General features: G+C 57.8%; 12 protein-coding genes and 1 tRNA gene. 8 read left to right on the top strand and 5 right to left on the bottom strand.

Annotation, left to right across the window (positions count from 1 at the left end):
- The first annotated feature begins 10 nt into the window (after positions 1–10).
- The 6 genes from CKX93_RS09425 (at position 11) to CKX93_RS09405 (ending at position 5,715) form a co-directional block, all read left to right on the top strand.
- On the top strand, positions 11–1,447 hold the full coding sequence (locus CKX93_RS09425) for a sodium:solute symporter family protein (RefSeq protein ID WP_076754124.1): 1,437 nt from the start codon (positions 11–13) through the stop codon (positions 1,445–1,447).
- Positions 1,448–1,469: 22 nt separating this feature from the next.
- Positions 1,470–1,592: a hypothetical protein gene (locus tag CKX93_RS09550; RefSeq protein WP_268753132.1), complete on the top strand. Its 123-nt coding sequence runs from the start codon at positions 1,470–1,472 to the stop codon at positions 1,590–1,592.
- 72 nt (positions 1,593–1,664) lie between these two features.
- Complete coding sequence (locus CKX93_RS09420) at positions 1,665–2,009, top strand: DUF1820 family protein (protein ID WP_076754123.1); 345 nt, start codon at positions 1,665–1,667, stop codon at positions 2,007–2,009.
- A 56-nt stretch (positions 2,010–2,065) separates the two neighbouring features.
- A tRNA-Ser gene (locus tag CKX93_RS09415) sits at positions 2,066–2,156 on the top strand.
- Between the two features lie 63 nt (positions 2,157–2,219).
- Positions 2,220–3,437, top strand: a complete 1,218-nt coding sequence (locus tag CKX93_RS09410; protein ID WP_076754121.1) for an FAD-binding domain-containing protein — start codon at positions 2,220–2,222, stop codon at positions 3,435–3,437.
- Between the two features lie 16 nt (positions 3,438–3,453).
- Entirely contained in the window at positions 3,454–5,715 is a 2,262-nt protein-coding gene (locus CKX93_RS09405; protein ID WP_084178567.1) for a heavy metal translocating P-type ATPase, read from the top strand.
- Between the two features lie 75 nt (positions 5,716–5,790).
- Here CKX93_RS09405 and CKX93_RS09400 read toward each other — a convergent pair whose 3' ends face one another.
- Positions 5,791–6,375 (bottom strand): DNA-3-methyladenine glycosylase I, encoded by a 585-nt coding sequence (locus CKX93_RS09400; protein ID WP_076754119.1) that lies wholly within the window; start codon positions 6,373–6,375, stop codon positions 5,791–5,793.
- 112 nt (positions 6,376–6,487) lie between these two features.
- On the opposite strand from CKX93_RS09400, the gene rlmKL reads away from it, so the two are divergent.
- A complete protein-coding gene (gene rlmKL, locus CKX93_RS09395; RefSeq protein ID WP_338065985.1) occupies positions 6,488–8,683 on the top strand; it encodes a bifunctional 23S rRNA (guanine(2069)-N(7))-methyltransferase RlmK/23S rRNA (guanine(2445)-N(2))-methyltransferase RlmL in 2,196 nt (731 codons plus the stop codon).
- Here the strand turns inward: rlmKL and CKX93_RS09390 are convergent.
- The 4 genes from CKX93_RS09390 to CKX93_RS09375 all read right to left on the bottom strand — a co-directional run bounded on the left by CKX93_RS09390 (position 8,646) and on the right by CKX93_RS09375 (position 13,661).
- Positions 8,646–9,875 (bottom strand): MFS transporter, encoded by a 1,230-nt coding sequence (locus CKX93_RS09390; RefSeq protein ID WP_084178566.1) that lies wholly within the window; start codon positions 9,873–9,875, stop codon positions 8,646–8,648. The genes rlmKL and CKX93_RS09390 overlap by 38 nt on opposite strands.
- A gap of 3 nt (positions 9,876–9,878) precedes the next feature.
- A complete protein-coding gene (locus CKX93_RS09385; RefSeq protein ID WP_076754116.1) occupies positions 9,879–11,237 on the bottom strand; it encodes a DUF945 family protein in 1,359 nt (452 codons plus the stop codon).
- On the bottom strand, positions 11,234–12,631 hold the full coding sequence (locus tag CKX93_RS09380; RefSeq protein ID WP_200799795.1) for a dipeptidase: 1,398 nt from the start codon (positions 12,629–12,631) through the stop codon (positions 11,234–11,236). Before CKX93_RS09380 ends, CKX93_RS09385 begins: the two co-directional genes overlap by 4 nt.
- 91 nt (positions 12,632–12,722) lie before the next feature.
- A complete protein-coding gene (locus CKX93_RS09375) occupies positions 12,723–13,661 on the bottom strand; it encodes a bile acid:sodium symporter family protein (RefSeq protein ID WP_076754115.1) in 939 nt (312 codons plus the stop codon).
- 69 nt (positions 13,662–13,730) lie between these two features.
- Between CKX93_RS09375 and CKX93_RS09370 the strand changes: the two genes are divergently transcribed.
- Positions 13,731–15,209, top strand: a complete 1,479-nt coding sequence (locus CKX93_RS09370; RefSeq protein WP_084178565.1) for a 3'-5' exonuclease family protein — start codon at positions 13,731–13,733, stop codon at positions 15,207–15,209.
- The last annotated feature ends 104 nt before the right edge of the window (positions 15,210–15,313 follow it).

The raw sequence follows: 15,313 nt of genomic DNA, 5'->3' as shown, positions 1-15,313 counted from the left end.
AGGAGAGCCTATGAATGTCCAGGAAACCGCTATCCTGGCGCCGCAAACGGCCTGGATTCTGATCGGTTTATTCACCCTTTTATATGTCGGCCTGGGCTGGTTTTTTGGTCGCCACGACAAAGAGCTGGATCAGTTCGTGCTGGCCGGGCGCAAAGTGGGCTTGGCGGTCGGCACAGCCACGGCGATGGCCACTTGGGTGACCAGCAACACGACCATGATGGCGCCGCAGCTGGCCTATCAAATGGGCGTTTGGGGAATGATCGGCTATTCCTTGGGCGCGGTGGGTTTGTTGCTATTTGCGCCGCTGGCGAAACGCATCCGGGTGTTAATGCCGCATGGTTATACCAGTGGCGATTTCGTGCGGCTGCGCTATGGCAATGTGGCTTGGCGGGTGTTCCTGGCAATCTCGATTTTCTACAGCTTTGGCTGGTTAGTGAGCCTGGGTATGGCCGGCGGCGTTCTCACCCATGCGCTATCAGGGATCCCCTACTGGCAGGGGATGACGGTGATTTTAGGTGCCTGCGTGGCCTATACGCTGATCGGCGGATTTCGCGCGGTCATCGGCACGGACTTTATTCAGTCCATCCTCATATTGGTGGGTTTGATCGTGCTGGCATGGATGGTGATTGGCGGCATTGGGTTTGATGAGATTCATTTCAGCTTGCAGCTCGAGCGCCCGGAGCTGCTGTCTTTGTTGATGCCGGCGGCGATTATGTTTTTGTTTAATAACCTGCTGTTTGGCATGGGTGAGATTTTCCACTCCAATGTATGGTGGACGCGGGCTTATTCGTTCCGCGAGGGTGTGGGGCTTTGGGCCTATCTGCTGGCCGGGATTTTCTGGGCGCCGATTCCGATTGTGGCTGGTTTTATCGCGCTAGCGGGGCCGGCTCTGGGTACCAACATCCCGGCTGCTGACATGGTGGGGCCGATTGTGGCTTCTGAGTTACTCGGAGTCACTGGCGCAGTGATTGTGCTGATTATGGTATTCGCTGCCCTCGCCTCTTCGCTGGATTCACTGTTGGCGGCCACCGCGATGCTGGTGGTGCGTGATATTTATCAGCGCCACTTCAAGCCCTTAGCCAGCGCCGATCATCTGCGCACGGCCACCAAGGTGACGATCGTACTACTGGGGGTCATGACTTGGCTGTTGTGTTTGCCGCGCATCACGACTTTAGCCGAGCTTTTGCATTTCACTGGAGCATTCGTCGCCAGCACGATTTGGCCGATCGCGGCCGGGCTGTATTGGCAGCGTACCAATAAGTTGGGGGCCACTTTGGCCATGGTACTGGGAAGTGCCGCAGGCCTTTGGGCGTATTTTGCGATTGGCTTTTATGTCGCTGCGCTAGTGGGGGCTGCAGTGTCGATGATCTTGGTACTTGTGACGACTTGGCTATGGCCGCAGCGTTTTGAGTGGGAGACCCTCAAAGAACCACCGCCGGCGCCTTAAACCGATCTTGGGAGATCGAACGATGCTCGCATCTGCTGGATTTATGAGTGTTTTGATTACGCTGGCCACCGTGATGACCACCGTCAGCTTATTTGTACTGATCTACTTGGTGATCCGCGATTGGCGGCGCGGCTCGCTCTGGTAAAAATGGGGACAGACCCCTTTTTTAAATAATGGGGACAGACCCCTTTTTGGGGGAAAGTGGCATAATTGCGCGATGAGTAAGAGCAAAAGTATCTACAAGGTGCGATTCGTGAATCAGGGCAATGTCTATGAGGTCTTTGCCCGCAAGGTCTACGCGTCCGATCTCATGGGATTTGTGACCATTGAGGAGCTAATCTTCGGTGAGCGCAGCGCCATCGTCGTCGACCCTTCGGAAGAAAAGCTCAAGAATGAGTTCGCCGCGGTCAAACGCAGCCTGATCCCCATGCACGCGGTCATTCGCATTGACGAGGTCGAAAAGGAGGGTCCGGCGCGCATCTCCGAGCTCGGCACCAACGTGACCGCCTTCCCGGCTAACTACTTGCCTGCCGGCACAGAGCCCACCAAAAAAGGCAGCTGAGCAGACACCTGCGCGTTTGCCTTACACCGGCATTTTAGGGTATCGTGCGCGCCTTCGGAGAGGTGGCCGAGTGGTTGAAGGCGCACGCCTGGAAAGTGTGTATACGGTAACCCCGTATCGAGGGTTCGAATCCCTCTCTCTCCGCCATTTGCGTACCACAACTCCGAGGCGTCTCCTTACGTGCCCACACGGCGCAAACGAGATTGCACGATGACAGACTTGAACCCGACCCGCGCCGCCGGCGAAGAACTCTTGGCAGCTTTCGCTCCCAAAATGGGGCGGCATTACGCTAACGGCCGCAATACTGACCATGGCCCGGGCGAACACAACGCCGTATCTATGCTATCTCCTTATATCCGGCGCAGATTGGTGCTGGAATCTGATGTGGTCGCAGCAGCGCTCGCCGCGCATGGGCCGGAGGACACCGAAAAGTTTGTGCAAGAGGTGATCTGGCGGGGCTATTTCAAGGGTTGGCTCGAACGGCGCCCACAGGTCTGGGCCAGCTATCGCAACGGACTGGATGCCGATCTGGCCATTCTTGAGCGTAACCGCCGCCTACGCCGTGATGTGGATCGCGCGATGGCTGGGCAAACGGGTTTGGCGTGCTTTGACGCTTGGGCCACCGAACTGGTGGAAACCGGTTATCTCCACAATCACGCACGGATGTGGTTCGCCTCCATCTGGATTTTTACGCTAGGGCTGCCGTGGCGGCTGGGGGCTGATTTCTTTTTTCGCCACCTGCTTGATGGCGATGCCGCCTCGAACACGCTGGGTTGGCGTTGGGTGGCGGGGCTCCATACGCGCGGCAAGCCCTATGCGGCCGATGCGCAGAATATCGCGACCTTCACAGCCGGTCGGTTCACCCCGCGCCGCAGCGAACTGGCCGAGGTCACCCAAGGGCTGGAGGCAACCGAACCTGACGGCCTGCCCCCCGTGTTGCCACTGCGCCCAGTCACGCTGCCGCAACCTGGCCGCTCGACGGCCTTATTGATCACTGACGAGGATTGCCGAGTAGAGGATTTCGACCTTGCGGCATTGGATATCCGCGCGGCGGCTAAGCTCATGGCGGGTCATCTGCGATCCCCTCTGCCTGTATCTGAACTTGTCCTGCGGTTTGAGGATGGCGCATTGGCTGATGCCACTGCACGTGCTGGTATCTCGACGGTAGAGATGCAGGCAAACGACCCCGTCGGCTTAGTAAGATGGGCGGCAGGTGCGGGCGCCACGCAGATCGTAACGCCATATGTTACGCGCGGCCCGTTGCGAGATTGGTTGGATGAAGCCACCCCGGCTTTGGCGAAGGAAGGCATAACCCTGTGCGAATGGCAGCGAGATTGGGATACCGCGATTTGGCCTCATGCTACGGCAGGATTTTTCAAGGTCAAACGGAACATCCCGCGTATTCTTGAGCAGATGTCATTAGCATGATCCCCATTACCATCAGATGAATGCTCCCGCCAAACCTCTTGCTACCCACGCCCTGACCATTGAAGGGATGCACTGTGCGTCTTGTGTCGGACGCGTCGAACGCGCACTGCAAGCCGTGCCAGGTGTGGTACAAGCCCATGTCAACCTAGCGACAGAGCGCGCGACGGTCACAGGGACTGCCGATATCGACGCTTTGATCGCGGCGATTGATGGCGTCGGCTATGACGCGCGTATTCCCCAGGCTGTTTCCGAAGACAATACGCTCGCCGAACGTCGCGAGGCTGAGGCCACAACTCTGCGACGCGACGTGGTGATCGCGGCAGCATTAACCCTGCCCGTGTTCGCACTCGAAATGGGCTCTCACATTATCCCGGCAGTACATCACCTGATCATGTCCACGATCGGGATGCAGACCAGCTGGCTGATCCAATTCGTGCTCACCGCATTGGTTATGGCTTTTCCCGGTATTCGTTTTTACACGCACGGCTTTCCCGCACTCGCACGTGGGGCTCCCGATATGAACAGTCTCGTCGCCGTCGGCACGATGGCGGCGTTTCTCTACTCAGTGGTTGCCACTTTTGCGCCCGAGTTACTGCCGCCGGGCACTGTCAATGTCTACTATGAACCAGCCGCTGTGATCGTGACCTTGATCCTGCTGGGACGCTGGTTAGAGGCGCGTGCCAAGGGGCGCACCTCGCAGGCGATTCAGCGGTTGATCGGCCTACAAGCGAAAACCGCAAGGGTGCGGCGCGATGGCGTTTGTCTGGATATCCCGGTGGCAGATGTCCAACCTGGCGATGTGATTGAGTTACGCCCGGGCGAACGTGTGCCGGTGGATGGCGAAGTCATCGAGGGCGAGAGCTATGTCGATGAGTCAATGATTACGGGCGAGCCTGTGCCAGTGGAAAAGCGTGCGGGCGCGATGGTGGTGGGTGGCACGGTCAATCAGACTGGTGCGTTGGCCTTACGTGCCACCGCTGTTGGGGCTGACACCATGTTGGCGCAGATTATCCGCTTAGTAGAATCCGCCCAAGGTGCGAAGCTGCCGATTCAAGCGATCGTGGACCAGGTAACCCTCTGGTTCGTACCTGCTGTGATCACAGTCGCTCTAATCACATTCATGATCTGGTTCAGTTTTGGCCCTGCCCCGGCGCTGACTTTCGGGCTGGTCAACGCGGTCGCGGTACTGATCATTGCCTGCCCCTGCGCCATGGGGCTGGCTACGCCCACCTCGATTATGGTGGGAACAGGCCGCGGCGCCGAGACGGGCGTGCTGTTTCGCAAGGGTGAGGCGCTGCAACTCTTAAAGGAAGCGCGCGTGGTGGCTTTCGATAAGACCGGCACACTAACCGAGGGCGCACCCAAGCTGACCGATCTGGAACTGGCTGACGGATTTGAGCGCAACACAGTGCTGGCGCAGATTGCGGCGGTCGAGGCCAAATCTGAACACCCCATTGGGCGTGCTATCGTAGAGGCGGCGCATGGACTCACGCTGCCTGATGTCACCCAATTTGAGGGCATCACCGGTTTTGGCGTTGCCGCACAGGCCGGGGGCGCGCGCGTCGAGATCGGGGCAGATCGCTACATGGCCCGCCTTGGCCTTGACGTGGGTATATTCGCGGAAACGGCGGCGCGCATGGGCGATGAGGGCAAGACGCCGCTCTATGCCGCCATTGACGGAAAACTCGCCGCGATTATCGCCGTGGCCGACCCCATTAAATCGCAAACGCCCGAAGCCATCCGCACGCTGCATCATCTTGGGCTGAAGGTCGCTATGGTTACCGGTGACAATCAACGCACTGCGGACGCCATCGCGCGCCAGCTTGGCATTGACCATGTAGTCGCCGAGGTCCTGCCCGAAGGCAAACTGGTTGCCGTGCGCGACCTGAAAGCGGCGCATGGGCGGCTGGCATTCGTGGGTGATGGTATCAATGATGCCCCGGCGCTGGCCGAGGCGGATGTCGGGCTCGCTATCGGCACCGGCACCGATGTCGCCATCGAGGCTGCCGATGTGGTGCTCATGTCGGGCTCTCTGCGCGGTGTGCCCAATGCGATTGCACTGTCGAAAGCGACTATTCGCAATATCCGGCAAAACTTGTTCTGGGCATTTGCGTATAACACCGCGCTGATCCCTGTTGCCGCCGGGGTGCTTTGGCCCGCCTTTGGCATCCTGCTCTCACCCATCTTTGCGGCCGGGGCGATGGCATTGTCCTCGCTCTTCGTCCTGGGCAACGCCTTGCGCTTACGCAACTGGTCCGCACCCATGACCCTCAAATAGGGAACTCCAACCCCTGGAAGGTCCATCTGCCGCGTCAATTTCTTTGCTGTCGCCAGAACATGAGGCGCACTCCCTTTATGAATTAAGCGCCGCCCTGGCCTGAAATACCTGGTCTCGGATAGCGCAATCGGTCTCGTGATCATTGATCAAACCCATCGATTGCATGAAGGCATACATATTGGTGGGGCCCACAAACTTCCAACCGCGGCTTTTTAGGGCCTTCGCTAGAGCTAACGACTCAGGCGAGGTTGTGACGCTTTGAGGTACATGCGCCACTGAATCATCGGGTGCAAAGCGCCAAATAAAACTCGCGAGCGAGCCCTCCTCCTCTAATAAACGTGGCACCCGTGCCGCGTTGTGAATCACCGCGCGAATCTTGCCGCGATGACGAATGATGCCGGCATCTTGCATCAGACGCTCGACATCATCGTCTGTCATCCTAGCCATGCGCTCATGCTCAAAGCCGTGAAAGACCAGGCGCAGTCTCGAGCGTTTTTCCAATACCGTTCGCCAACTCAAGCCGCATTGAAAAATCTCGAGACATATCTTTTCAAACAAGTGCTGATCGTCGTAAACCGGAAAGCCCCACTCAGTGTCATGGTAGTGAATTAATTCCGGTACCTGCGCGCACCAAGCGCAGCGCTTTATATCGTTCGCCATCGACACCCTTCTTACAACTTGACGCTCAGCCACCCAAAATAGGTGACAGACCCTATGGGTTGGTCGCACAAAAGACACTTCACTCGGCTGAGCACTGGATTTTCAAGGTATTATGGCTCCAGTCAAAGCGCCTCACAAACGCACCGCTGGCCACAAGATCGAGCGTAACCACCTAAATATGCGTCACTTTTTTGCAACCGCCCCGCATGGACTAGAAGAACTTCTGGCTGCCGAGCTGAAATCCCTGGGTCTTGAGGAGGTGCGCGTACAGCGCGGTGGCGTGGCCTTTACCGGAAGCTTGTCAGCAGGCTATCGAGCGTGTTTGTGGTCGCGGCTGGCCAATCGTGTCCTGCTCTCGCTGACGCAATTTCGCGCTCAAGATGATCAAGAGCTTTATCAGGGCGTACAGAACATCAACTGGGCGGAGCACTTGCGACCCGAGGCCACGCTTGCGGTGAACTTCACCGGGGTACGCGCGCACATCAGCCACAGCCGCTTCGCCGAACAGCGAGTCAAAGACGCCGTGGTGGATCAGATGCGGGAACGCACGGGCGCTCGGCCGTCGGTGGATATTGAGCACCCCGACCTGCGCATTAACGTACACATGGTTGAGGATGCGGTCACGGTGGCCATTGATTTGGCCGGCGAGAGTCTACACCGGCGCGGTTATCGCCAGCATGGGCGCGCGGCACCGCTGAAAGAAAACCTGGCGGCTGCCATGTTGATTCGGGCGAACTGGCCTGAGCTGGCGGCCAAAGGCGGCGGATTTGTTGATCCGATGTGCGGCTCTGGCACCTTGCTAATCGAAGCCGCCTGGATGGCCAGTGACAGCGCACCCGGTCTTATGCGCACGCGTTTTGGCTTTCGGGGCTGGCTCGGCCATGATGATGCCGCTTGGAAAGAACTTCTAGACGAGGCGCTGGAGCGGCAGGAGCGCGGCCTGCATACCATGCCGATGATCATGGGGTTCGATCAGGATGAACAAGCGGTGGCAGCTACGCGTGAACATCTGCAACGCGCTGGTCTGGCAGATCGGGTCATGGTGGAGCGCCGCGAAATCGCTCAGGCTCGACCGCCCGAAGGGTCACCTCCCGGGTTAGTCGCCACCAATCCGCCCTACGGCGAACGTTTGGGCGAGAATCATGAGCTCATGCCGCTTTATCTGCGTTTGGGTCAGACCCTGAAAAGCCATTTCGGGGGATGGCGGGCGATTGTACTTAATGGCGCTGGTTGTCAGCTGGGGCTTAAGCCCGAGAAGAGCTGGCAGATGTTTAATGGTCCCATCGAATGCCGGCTGGAGCGTTTCGAGATTGCTGAACACGCCGGCAGTCAAGATCATGCACCCGCCCAAGATCTGGTGAATCGCCTGTTGAAAAATCAGCGGCAGCTGAAAAAATGGCTGACGCGTGAAGGTGTTGGCTGTTACCGCGTTTATGATGCGGATATCCCGGAATATGCCCTAGCCGTCGACATTTACGAGACGGATGAGGGACGCTGGCTGCATGTGCAGGAATATGCTGCCCCGGCCAGTATCGATCCGCATCGCGCTCAAGCCCGACTGCGCGCTGCTCTAAGTGTTCTTCCCGAGACGCTAGATACGGATCCTGCCCAACTGGTGCTCAAAGTCCGGCAACGCCAGCGCGGCGTAAGCCAGTATCGGCGCTTGAATGAACAAGGCCGAATGTTAGAGGTGCGCGAGGGTCCGTGCCGACTTTGGGTGAACTTGACGGATTATTTGGACACGGGGCTGTTTTTGGATCATCGGCCGGTGCGCACCTGGATTGGGGAGAATGCCCGCGGTAAGCGCTTCTTGAATTTGTTTTGTTATACCGGCGCGGCGACCATCCATGCGGCCTTGGGAGGCGCCAGTGCTACCACCAGTGTGGATCTATCCCCCACCTATCTGGACTGGACGCAGGAAAATTTAAATCTCAATCAATGCAATAGCCCCCGTCACCAATTGGGTCGCGCCGACTGTCGGGAATGGCTTAACCAGTGTCGGGAATCTTTTGATCTGATTTTTCTCGACCCGCCCAGCTTTTCGAACTCTAAGCGCATGGAGGGTGACTTGGATATTCAGCGTGACCATGCCGAGCTGATTCGTGCTGCCGCGAGCCTATTGAGCCCCAATGGAATCCTCATTTTTTCCAACAACCGCCGCGGCTTTAAACTCGACCCTGCGCTCTCGCAAGAGTTTCGCATTGAGGATCGCAGCGCTTGGTCAATTCCGGCCGATTTCAAGCGCCATCAGCGCATCCACCAATGCTGGTTTATTCACCCGAATGAGAGTACCGATGCAAGGCGATGAGGCCCAAGATCGGGCCGGGCAATAACAGCCAGATGACGTAGTCTTGCAGGCTAGTCCACCACAGGCTGGTGATGTAGATGGGTGGGATGGTGAGAGCAAAGCCGATAGCATTCATCACCGCGAGCGAGGCGCCCACGCGGTCCTGAGGGGCGCTGGCAGCAGCCATAGCCGAGAATTGTGGCGAGTCAGCGATAACCATAAAGCCCCAAATCAGCAATAACGCGATCAGCACTAGAGGCGGCAGGTGGGTGAGCAAGGGGTACAACAAGCACAGCGCACCGGAGACAACGAGGGCGATGCGCGCCACGGAATAGCTGCCCCAGTGCCGGCTCAGCCAGCCACCCATCACACAGCCCCACAGCCCAATGCCAATGATGGCAAAAGCCAGCCAGGGCACCCAAGATGCGCTCCATTCAAGGCGCATGACTTGCACTGCCACCAACAGCGGCGCCAGCATCCAGAAAGCGTATAACTCCCAACAATGCCCAAAATACCCGCCTGCCACAGCGAGGAATCGCCTCGAGCGCAGTGCTGCCAGGCCTTGTTTTAGGCTCACCCGTGGGCTGCGTGCGGGTAGATGCTCGCCCTCCCCTAGCCCATAAATCACCAGGCCGCCGACAAGTGCTAAGACAGATGATGCTAAGAGAGGCCACTGCCAATGCAGGTCAAAGCTGGCTGCCAGAAGCAGGTGCGGCAAGGCCGTGCCAAGGGTCAGCATGCCCACCAGCCAGCTGAGCGCAGCGCCCGTGTGTTTCGGCGTCCAGCTGATCACCAGCTTCATGCCCAGCGGATAAATGCCGCCCAGAGCCATTCCAGTCAGAAACCGCAGCAGCGTGTTAAGCGCGGGGTCGCCGGCTACCCAGACGAAGGCCGCGTTGACGAGCGCGCCAAGAAGGCAAGCTGTGAGGAAGATGCGGCTGGCGCGAAATCGGTCGGCTAGGCCGCTGACGGCGAGTATCAAAGTGCCCGTAATGAATCCGGCTTGCACGGCCAGCGTGAGCCGACCCAGATCGTTGTGACTCAGCGCTAAGGTGTCCGCCATGCCCAGCCAAACGCCGTTGATGCTAAACCACAGCGAGGTGCCGCAGACCTGGGCAAAGACGATCACCGCTAACGGGTGTGCCCTAAGAAATGGGGTGCGACCCCATTTGTTGTAAAAAAATGGGGTCGTACCCCATCGGTTAAATCCCATTACTTAAAAGAGCCGGGCGAGGTCGTTGAAGTTCATGACGCGGCGGCCGTCGACGCTGATGATGCCGGCATTAAGGTCCATGGAAAGATCGAAGCCGTCGTCGTCCCAGCGTGTGGTGATGGGCAACAGCGGCAAGACAATCGACCACTGCAACCACTGTTGCTGCATACGGCGCTCGACCGCGCGTTCATCCAGATGAGGGTTTTCCGTGCGAACTCCGGCGCGGAGTATCTCCTGCATCAACGGGCGATCGACACTGAAGTTGGCACTGCCAGCGAGCGCTTGGATCAGGCCGGGCCAATCGCCGGGGGTCATGCGATTGGGCTGCAGCTGCACCGTTAACGACGTGTCTAATCGTCCCAGGCTGTCATGCTGCACATGCAGCTTTTCGATGCCCAATCGACCGCCCTGACGCAACAGGTCGATCAGGCCAAGCACGCGCATGGATTCATCGAGGGCCATGTAGCGACGCATGGACTCAAAATCCACATCGGAATCGAACTGCAGATCAAACGCGTCCCAAAAGACTTCGCGTTCGCGTTCGCGCGCGAAGCGGCCCATAGTGAGTTGCCAGGAACTGTTTAGGCGATCATCCGAAAGCTGAGAAGCATTACTCAGGCGAAATTGATCAAGGCGAAGGTTCTCACTCAGATCCGCAAATGACCAGCGCGAAAACGCCAGCTCCCCTTCCCCCAACAGTCCCTCAATATCGCGGATATCGGGCGCCTTGAGGAAGATCTCGAGTCCCTCGAGTAAGCTATCCACGCGATCACCAGCATCTTGTTTGATCCAGATGCGCGGAAAGCTTGCAGCCATTTGCCCTGATCCATCACTGGCCAGCTCCAAAGTGACGTTCCATGCGCGCCAGGCAAGCTGCCCCTGCCGAATGCCCGAATCGCTGAGAAAGACACCCTGATAGGGGGCGCCGGCGGCGTGGAGCTGATGGGCGCCGCGCCAGTGAATCTCTAATGCATAGTCCAACCAATGATCGGTGGCGAAATCCGGTAGCACTGCCCTGACCTCTGGGCTGAGGGATTTTTCGCCTTGAATACTGGCGACGACTCCAAGAATGCTGAGAATGCCGCGAGTTTTAACGTGGGCGGTGCCTGGCATGTCCCAATCCGTGCCATAGCGCAGGAGGTAATCGACTTCGCCCGTGCTGGAGTCATAGTCCGCCCAGACGAGGTGCAGCCCCCCCTCGTGTGGCGTCTGTGAGGTCAGTTCAGCCAGCACTTCGGCGACTTGGCGCTCTGCCATGCGGTGCATGGCTCTATCCCCGACCCAGATTAACAATAAGACGCCAATGAGTGCGGCCGGCAGGATCCAGCGGCGCGATTCAGACTGTGGCTTGGGTGCGTTCATGCGCGCTCGCTTGATGTCGAATATTGATTAAGAAACACTGATAACGTCTCAATTCCCTTGAAGAAATTAAAAACGCCATAGTGTTCATTAGGTGAGTGAATGGCGTCACTGGCAAGCCCAAAACCCATCAATAAAGACTTGGCACCGAGCAGCTCTTCGAACAGCGGCACGATGGGGATACTGCCACCACCGCGCACGGGAACTGGCTCAATGCCGAAGGTCATTTGCATGGCTTCACTGGCGGCTTGGTAGGCCGGCGTGTCCAGGGGTGCCACGTAGGGCATACCGCCGTGGTGCGGTGTGATGGTCACCTTCACGGTGGGTGGGGCGATTTGCTTTAAATAGTTCGCGCACAGTTCGGTGAGTTTCCGTGGATTTTGATCGGGCACCAGGCGCATGGAGATTTTCGCATGGGCGGTGGCGGGCAGGACGGTTTTGGCACCCTCGCCGGTGTATCCAGACCACATGCCGTTGACGTCTAGGCTGGGACGAATGGAAACACGCTCGGGCACGCTGTAACCCGCTTCGCCAAAGACTGCCGACAGGCCGATGGATTCGCGATACTCATTTTCGTTGAACGGCGCTCGGGATAGAGCGGCGCGCTCTTGTTGCGACAGTTCGGCGACCTCGTCGTAAAAACCGGGGATGGCGATGCGGCCTTGGTCATCATGCAGCTTGGCGATCATGCGCGCCAGAACGTTGGCGGGGTTGTCTACCGCACCGCCATACATGCCCGAGTGTAGGTCGCGTGAGGGGCCATCAACGCGCACTTCGAGATAGCTCAGGCCGCGCAGGCCGACGCAGATGGAGGGTAGCTCGCGGCTGATCATGTCGGTGTCGGATATCAAGACCAGGTCGCAATCCAAGCGGTTACGGTGTTCTTGGATGGTCTCAGCTAGGTGCGCTGAGCCCACCTCCTCCTCACCTTCGATCAGTAGCTTGATGTTGCAGGGCAGCCCGCCACCTTGAGCTTTAAGCACCTCTAACGCCTTGATGTGCATGTACATCTGGCCTTTGTCATCACAGGCCCCGCGCGCGAAGATCGCACCTTCGGGGTGGATGGACGTGGTTTTGATGGTCGGCTCAAATGGCGGCGTATCCCAAAGTTCCAGCGGATCCGGGGGCTGAACGTCGTAATGCCCGTACATCAGGAGCGTCGGTAGGTTTTTGTCGACGAGATGTTCAGCGAACACAACCGGGTGGCCGCGCGTCTCCCATAGCTCGGGTTCCAGACCGAGTTCACTGATGCGCTCCATAAGCCATTGGGCGGCGCTTCTCACATCATCGCGATGTTTTGAATCCGCACTCACCGAAGGAATGCGCAACAAATCGCAGAGCTCATCGAGCATGCGCTGGCGGTGGATCTCGAGGTAGCTGGCGATATTAGCCGACATTTCTGGTTTCATAGCGCGATTCTATGCCAAACCACTGATGGGGTACGACCCCAAAATGGGGTCAGACCCCATTTGGGGTCGTACCCCATTTTTATTGCCGGCGTGACCAGATCGCGGCAAGCAGTGAACCGGAAATATTGTGCCAGATGGAGAACAGAGCCCCCGGCAATGCTGCCGCCACACTGAAATGCTTGACGGCCAGGGCGACCGCAAGGCCGGAGTTTTGCATACCCACCTCGATGGCCAAGGTGCGCGCGATTTTGTGGTCTCGAGTCAACCACCAGCCAGCCGCGTAGCCTCCACCGAGACCCAGAGCGTTATGTAACACCACTGCTAAAGCCACTAGGGCGCCCATCTGCGCGATGTTATCGCTATTAAGGCCAACAATAATCGCGATGATGGCCACGATCGCAACCACGGAAATCAGCGGAAATAGGGGTTTGATAGGCTGCAACCGAGCGCCGAAAAATTGATTGATGGTCACGCCCAAGGCTACCGGCAAAATCACCATCTGAAAGATGGATTGCAGCATGCCCAACACAGGAACGGGCACGCGCTCGCCCACCAAAATCAATGTCAGCAACGGCGTAGCGATGACCGCGACCAAAGTTGAAGCTGTGGTCAGGGTGATCGACAAAGCAACATCGCCCTTGGCGAGATAGCTCACCACATTCGATGCCGTCCCTCCAGGACTAGCCCCGACAAGCACCATACCGGCAATCAAAGCCGGCGGTAGATTAAGCGCCAAACCCACAGCCAGAGCGGCCAGCGGCATAATCAGGTATTGCAAGCTTAAGCCCAAGCCCAAATACGATGGCCTGGCTAACACGTCCCGAAAATTTTGCCAGGTTAGGGTCATACCCATACCAAACATCACCAGCCCCAGCAAAGGCACGATCAGGTCGCGACCAGAGGCGAAAAGCGCCGGCTGCCAGAGAGCGAGCCCAGTAAAAATAATCGCCCACAGCGGAAACAAGCTAATGAAAGATGGGGTACGCTTTGAGCTCAAGTTAGATTCAGACAGTGACATGCACGCAATATAGGCCAAAATTCCACCGTGTAGCGAAAAACAAGCTGCAAACTAAAAATCCCGCCAAGCATGCCAAAAAACACCAAAACGCCACAGAAAACGCATCAGCATTGGGGTCGTACCCCATTTTTAAGGCCTTTGGTGTGCTTGGATTTGGAGACGACCGGTAGCAATCCGGTGCGTGACCGGATTATTGAAGTGGGGCTGTGGCGGTATGAGACCGACGGCGAGGTAAGTCATTACACACAGCTGCTGCAACCTGGGGTTTATCTGCCGCCGGGCATTACCGCGCTGACCGGAATTCGAGCACAGGACCTAGAGGAAGCGCCGAACTTTGAAGATATTGCCGACACCCTAAGCAGCTACTTGGATAACGCCATCATCGCCGCTCACAATGCGCGCTTTGATCTGGGCTTTTTGCGCCAGGCATTCAAGCGATTGGATCGCACGCTCAGCAATCCGGTGCTGTGCACAGTGAAGCTGTCGCGGGCCCTGCATCCGGGCATCAAGGGGCATAGCCTGGATGCGGTGATCGCCCGCCATAACCTGGCTTGCGAGCGGCGACACCGGGCCAGTGATGATGCGCGCATTGTCGGTGAATTCATCATGCTCATGGCCAAACAACATCCCGAGCGCCTCAAAGAAGCCTGCGAGCAGCAATGGGCACGGCCAAGCCTGCCCCCCGCCCTGCCCGCTGATGCGCTGGATGAACTCCCCGAAAGCCATGGCGTCTATCTGTTCTATGGCGAGAATGATTTGCCGCTTTACATTGGCAAGGCCAATAACCTTAAGCGTCGGGTTTTCGATCATTTCCGCAGTGACCATCGAGCACCGCGAGAGATGCGCTTATCGCAACAGACCCAGCGCATCGATTGGCGCGAGACGGCCGGAGAGATGGGCGCTTTGCTCTTGGAAGCACAACTCATTAAAGAGCACAGTCCCATACTCAATCGTCGCCTGCGCCGCAGTCGTGAGCTGGTGACCTTGTTTTGGGAGCATGGCGGCGGGCAGGTGCCGCAGGTGCTGCGCGGCGAAAGTCCGGTGGGCGAGCATCGCTGGGGCGCTTTTCGCAGTGTACGTGATGCCAAAAATGTATTGCGGAGCATGGCGCAGGAACAGGGGCTTTGCCTACAACGATTGGGACTTGAAAAAGGCCGTGGGACTTGCTTTGGTGCGCAACTAGGGCGCTGCCGCGGAGTTTGTTGCGGCCGCGAAACGCCAGCGCAGCACGACCTGCGCCTGGCCACCGCTTTGCAAAAACTGCGCATTGCCCGCTGGCCCTACCCCGGACCCATTGCGATAAAAGAGACCAATGGCGCAAAAACTGCGCTACACGTCGTTGACCAGTGGGCTTATCTGGGGTCCGTTAGCGATGAGACAGACTGGGATGACCTGCTTTCCACCCAAGAGGTGGACTTTGATTTGGATATCTACCGGCTTTTACTCAAAGCCTTGCAAGGCGGTTTTGGGGGTCTCGAAATCTTTCAACGCATCGACCCATTGGGGTACGACCCCAATTTATCCGCAGGGGTCGTACCCCAAACGTGAGCTTTGCCGATTAAATAAATCCGTCCCGCTTTTTACAAAAGTTTTAATTATCTCAATTTCTGCTAATCTTCGTGCGTGCGGAAACTCTCACTAGCTCTGGTTGG

Source organism: Ectothiorhodosinus mongolicus, assembly GCF_022406875.1.
In the GTDB taxonomy this organism is placed as follows: domain Bacteria; phylum Pseudomonadota; class Gammaproteobacteria; order Ectothiorhodospirales; family Ectothiorhodospiraceae; genus Ectothiorhodospira; species Ectothiorhodospira mongolica.
Note: the sequence above shows the minus strand (reverse complement) of the source record. Positions and strands in the feature narration are given on the sequence as shown.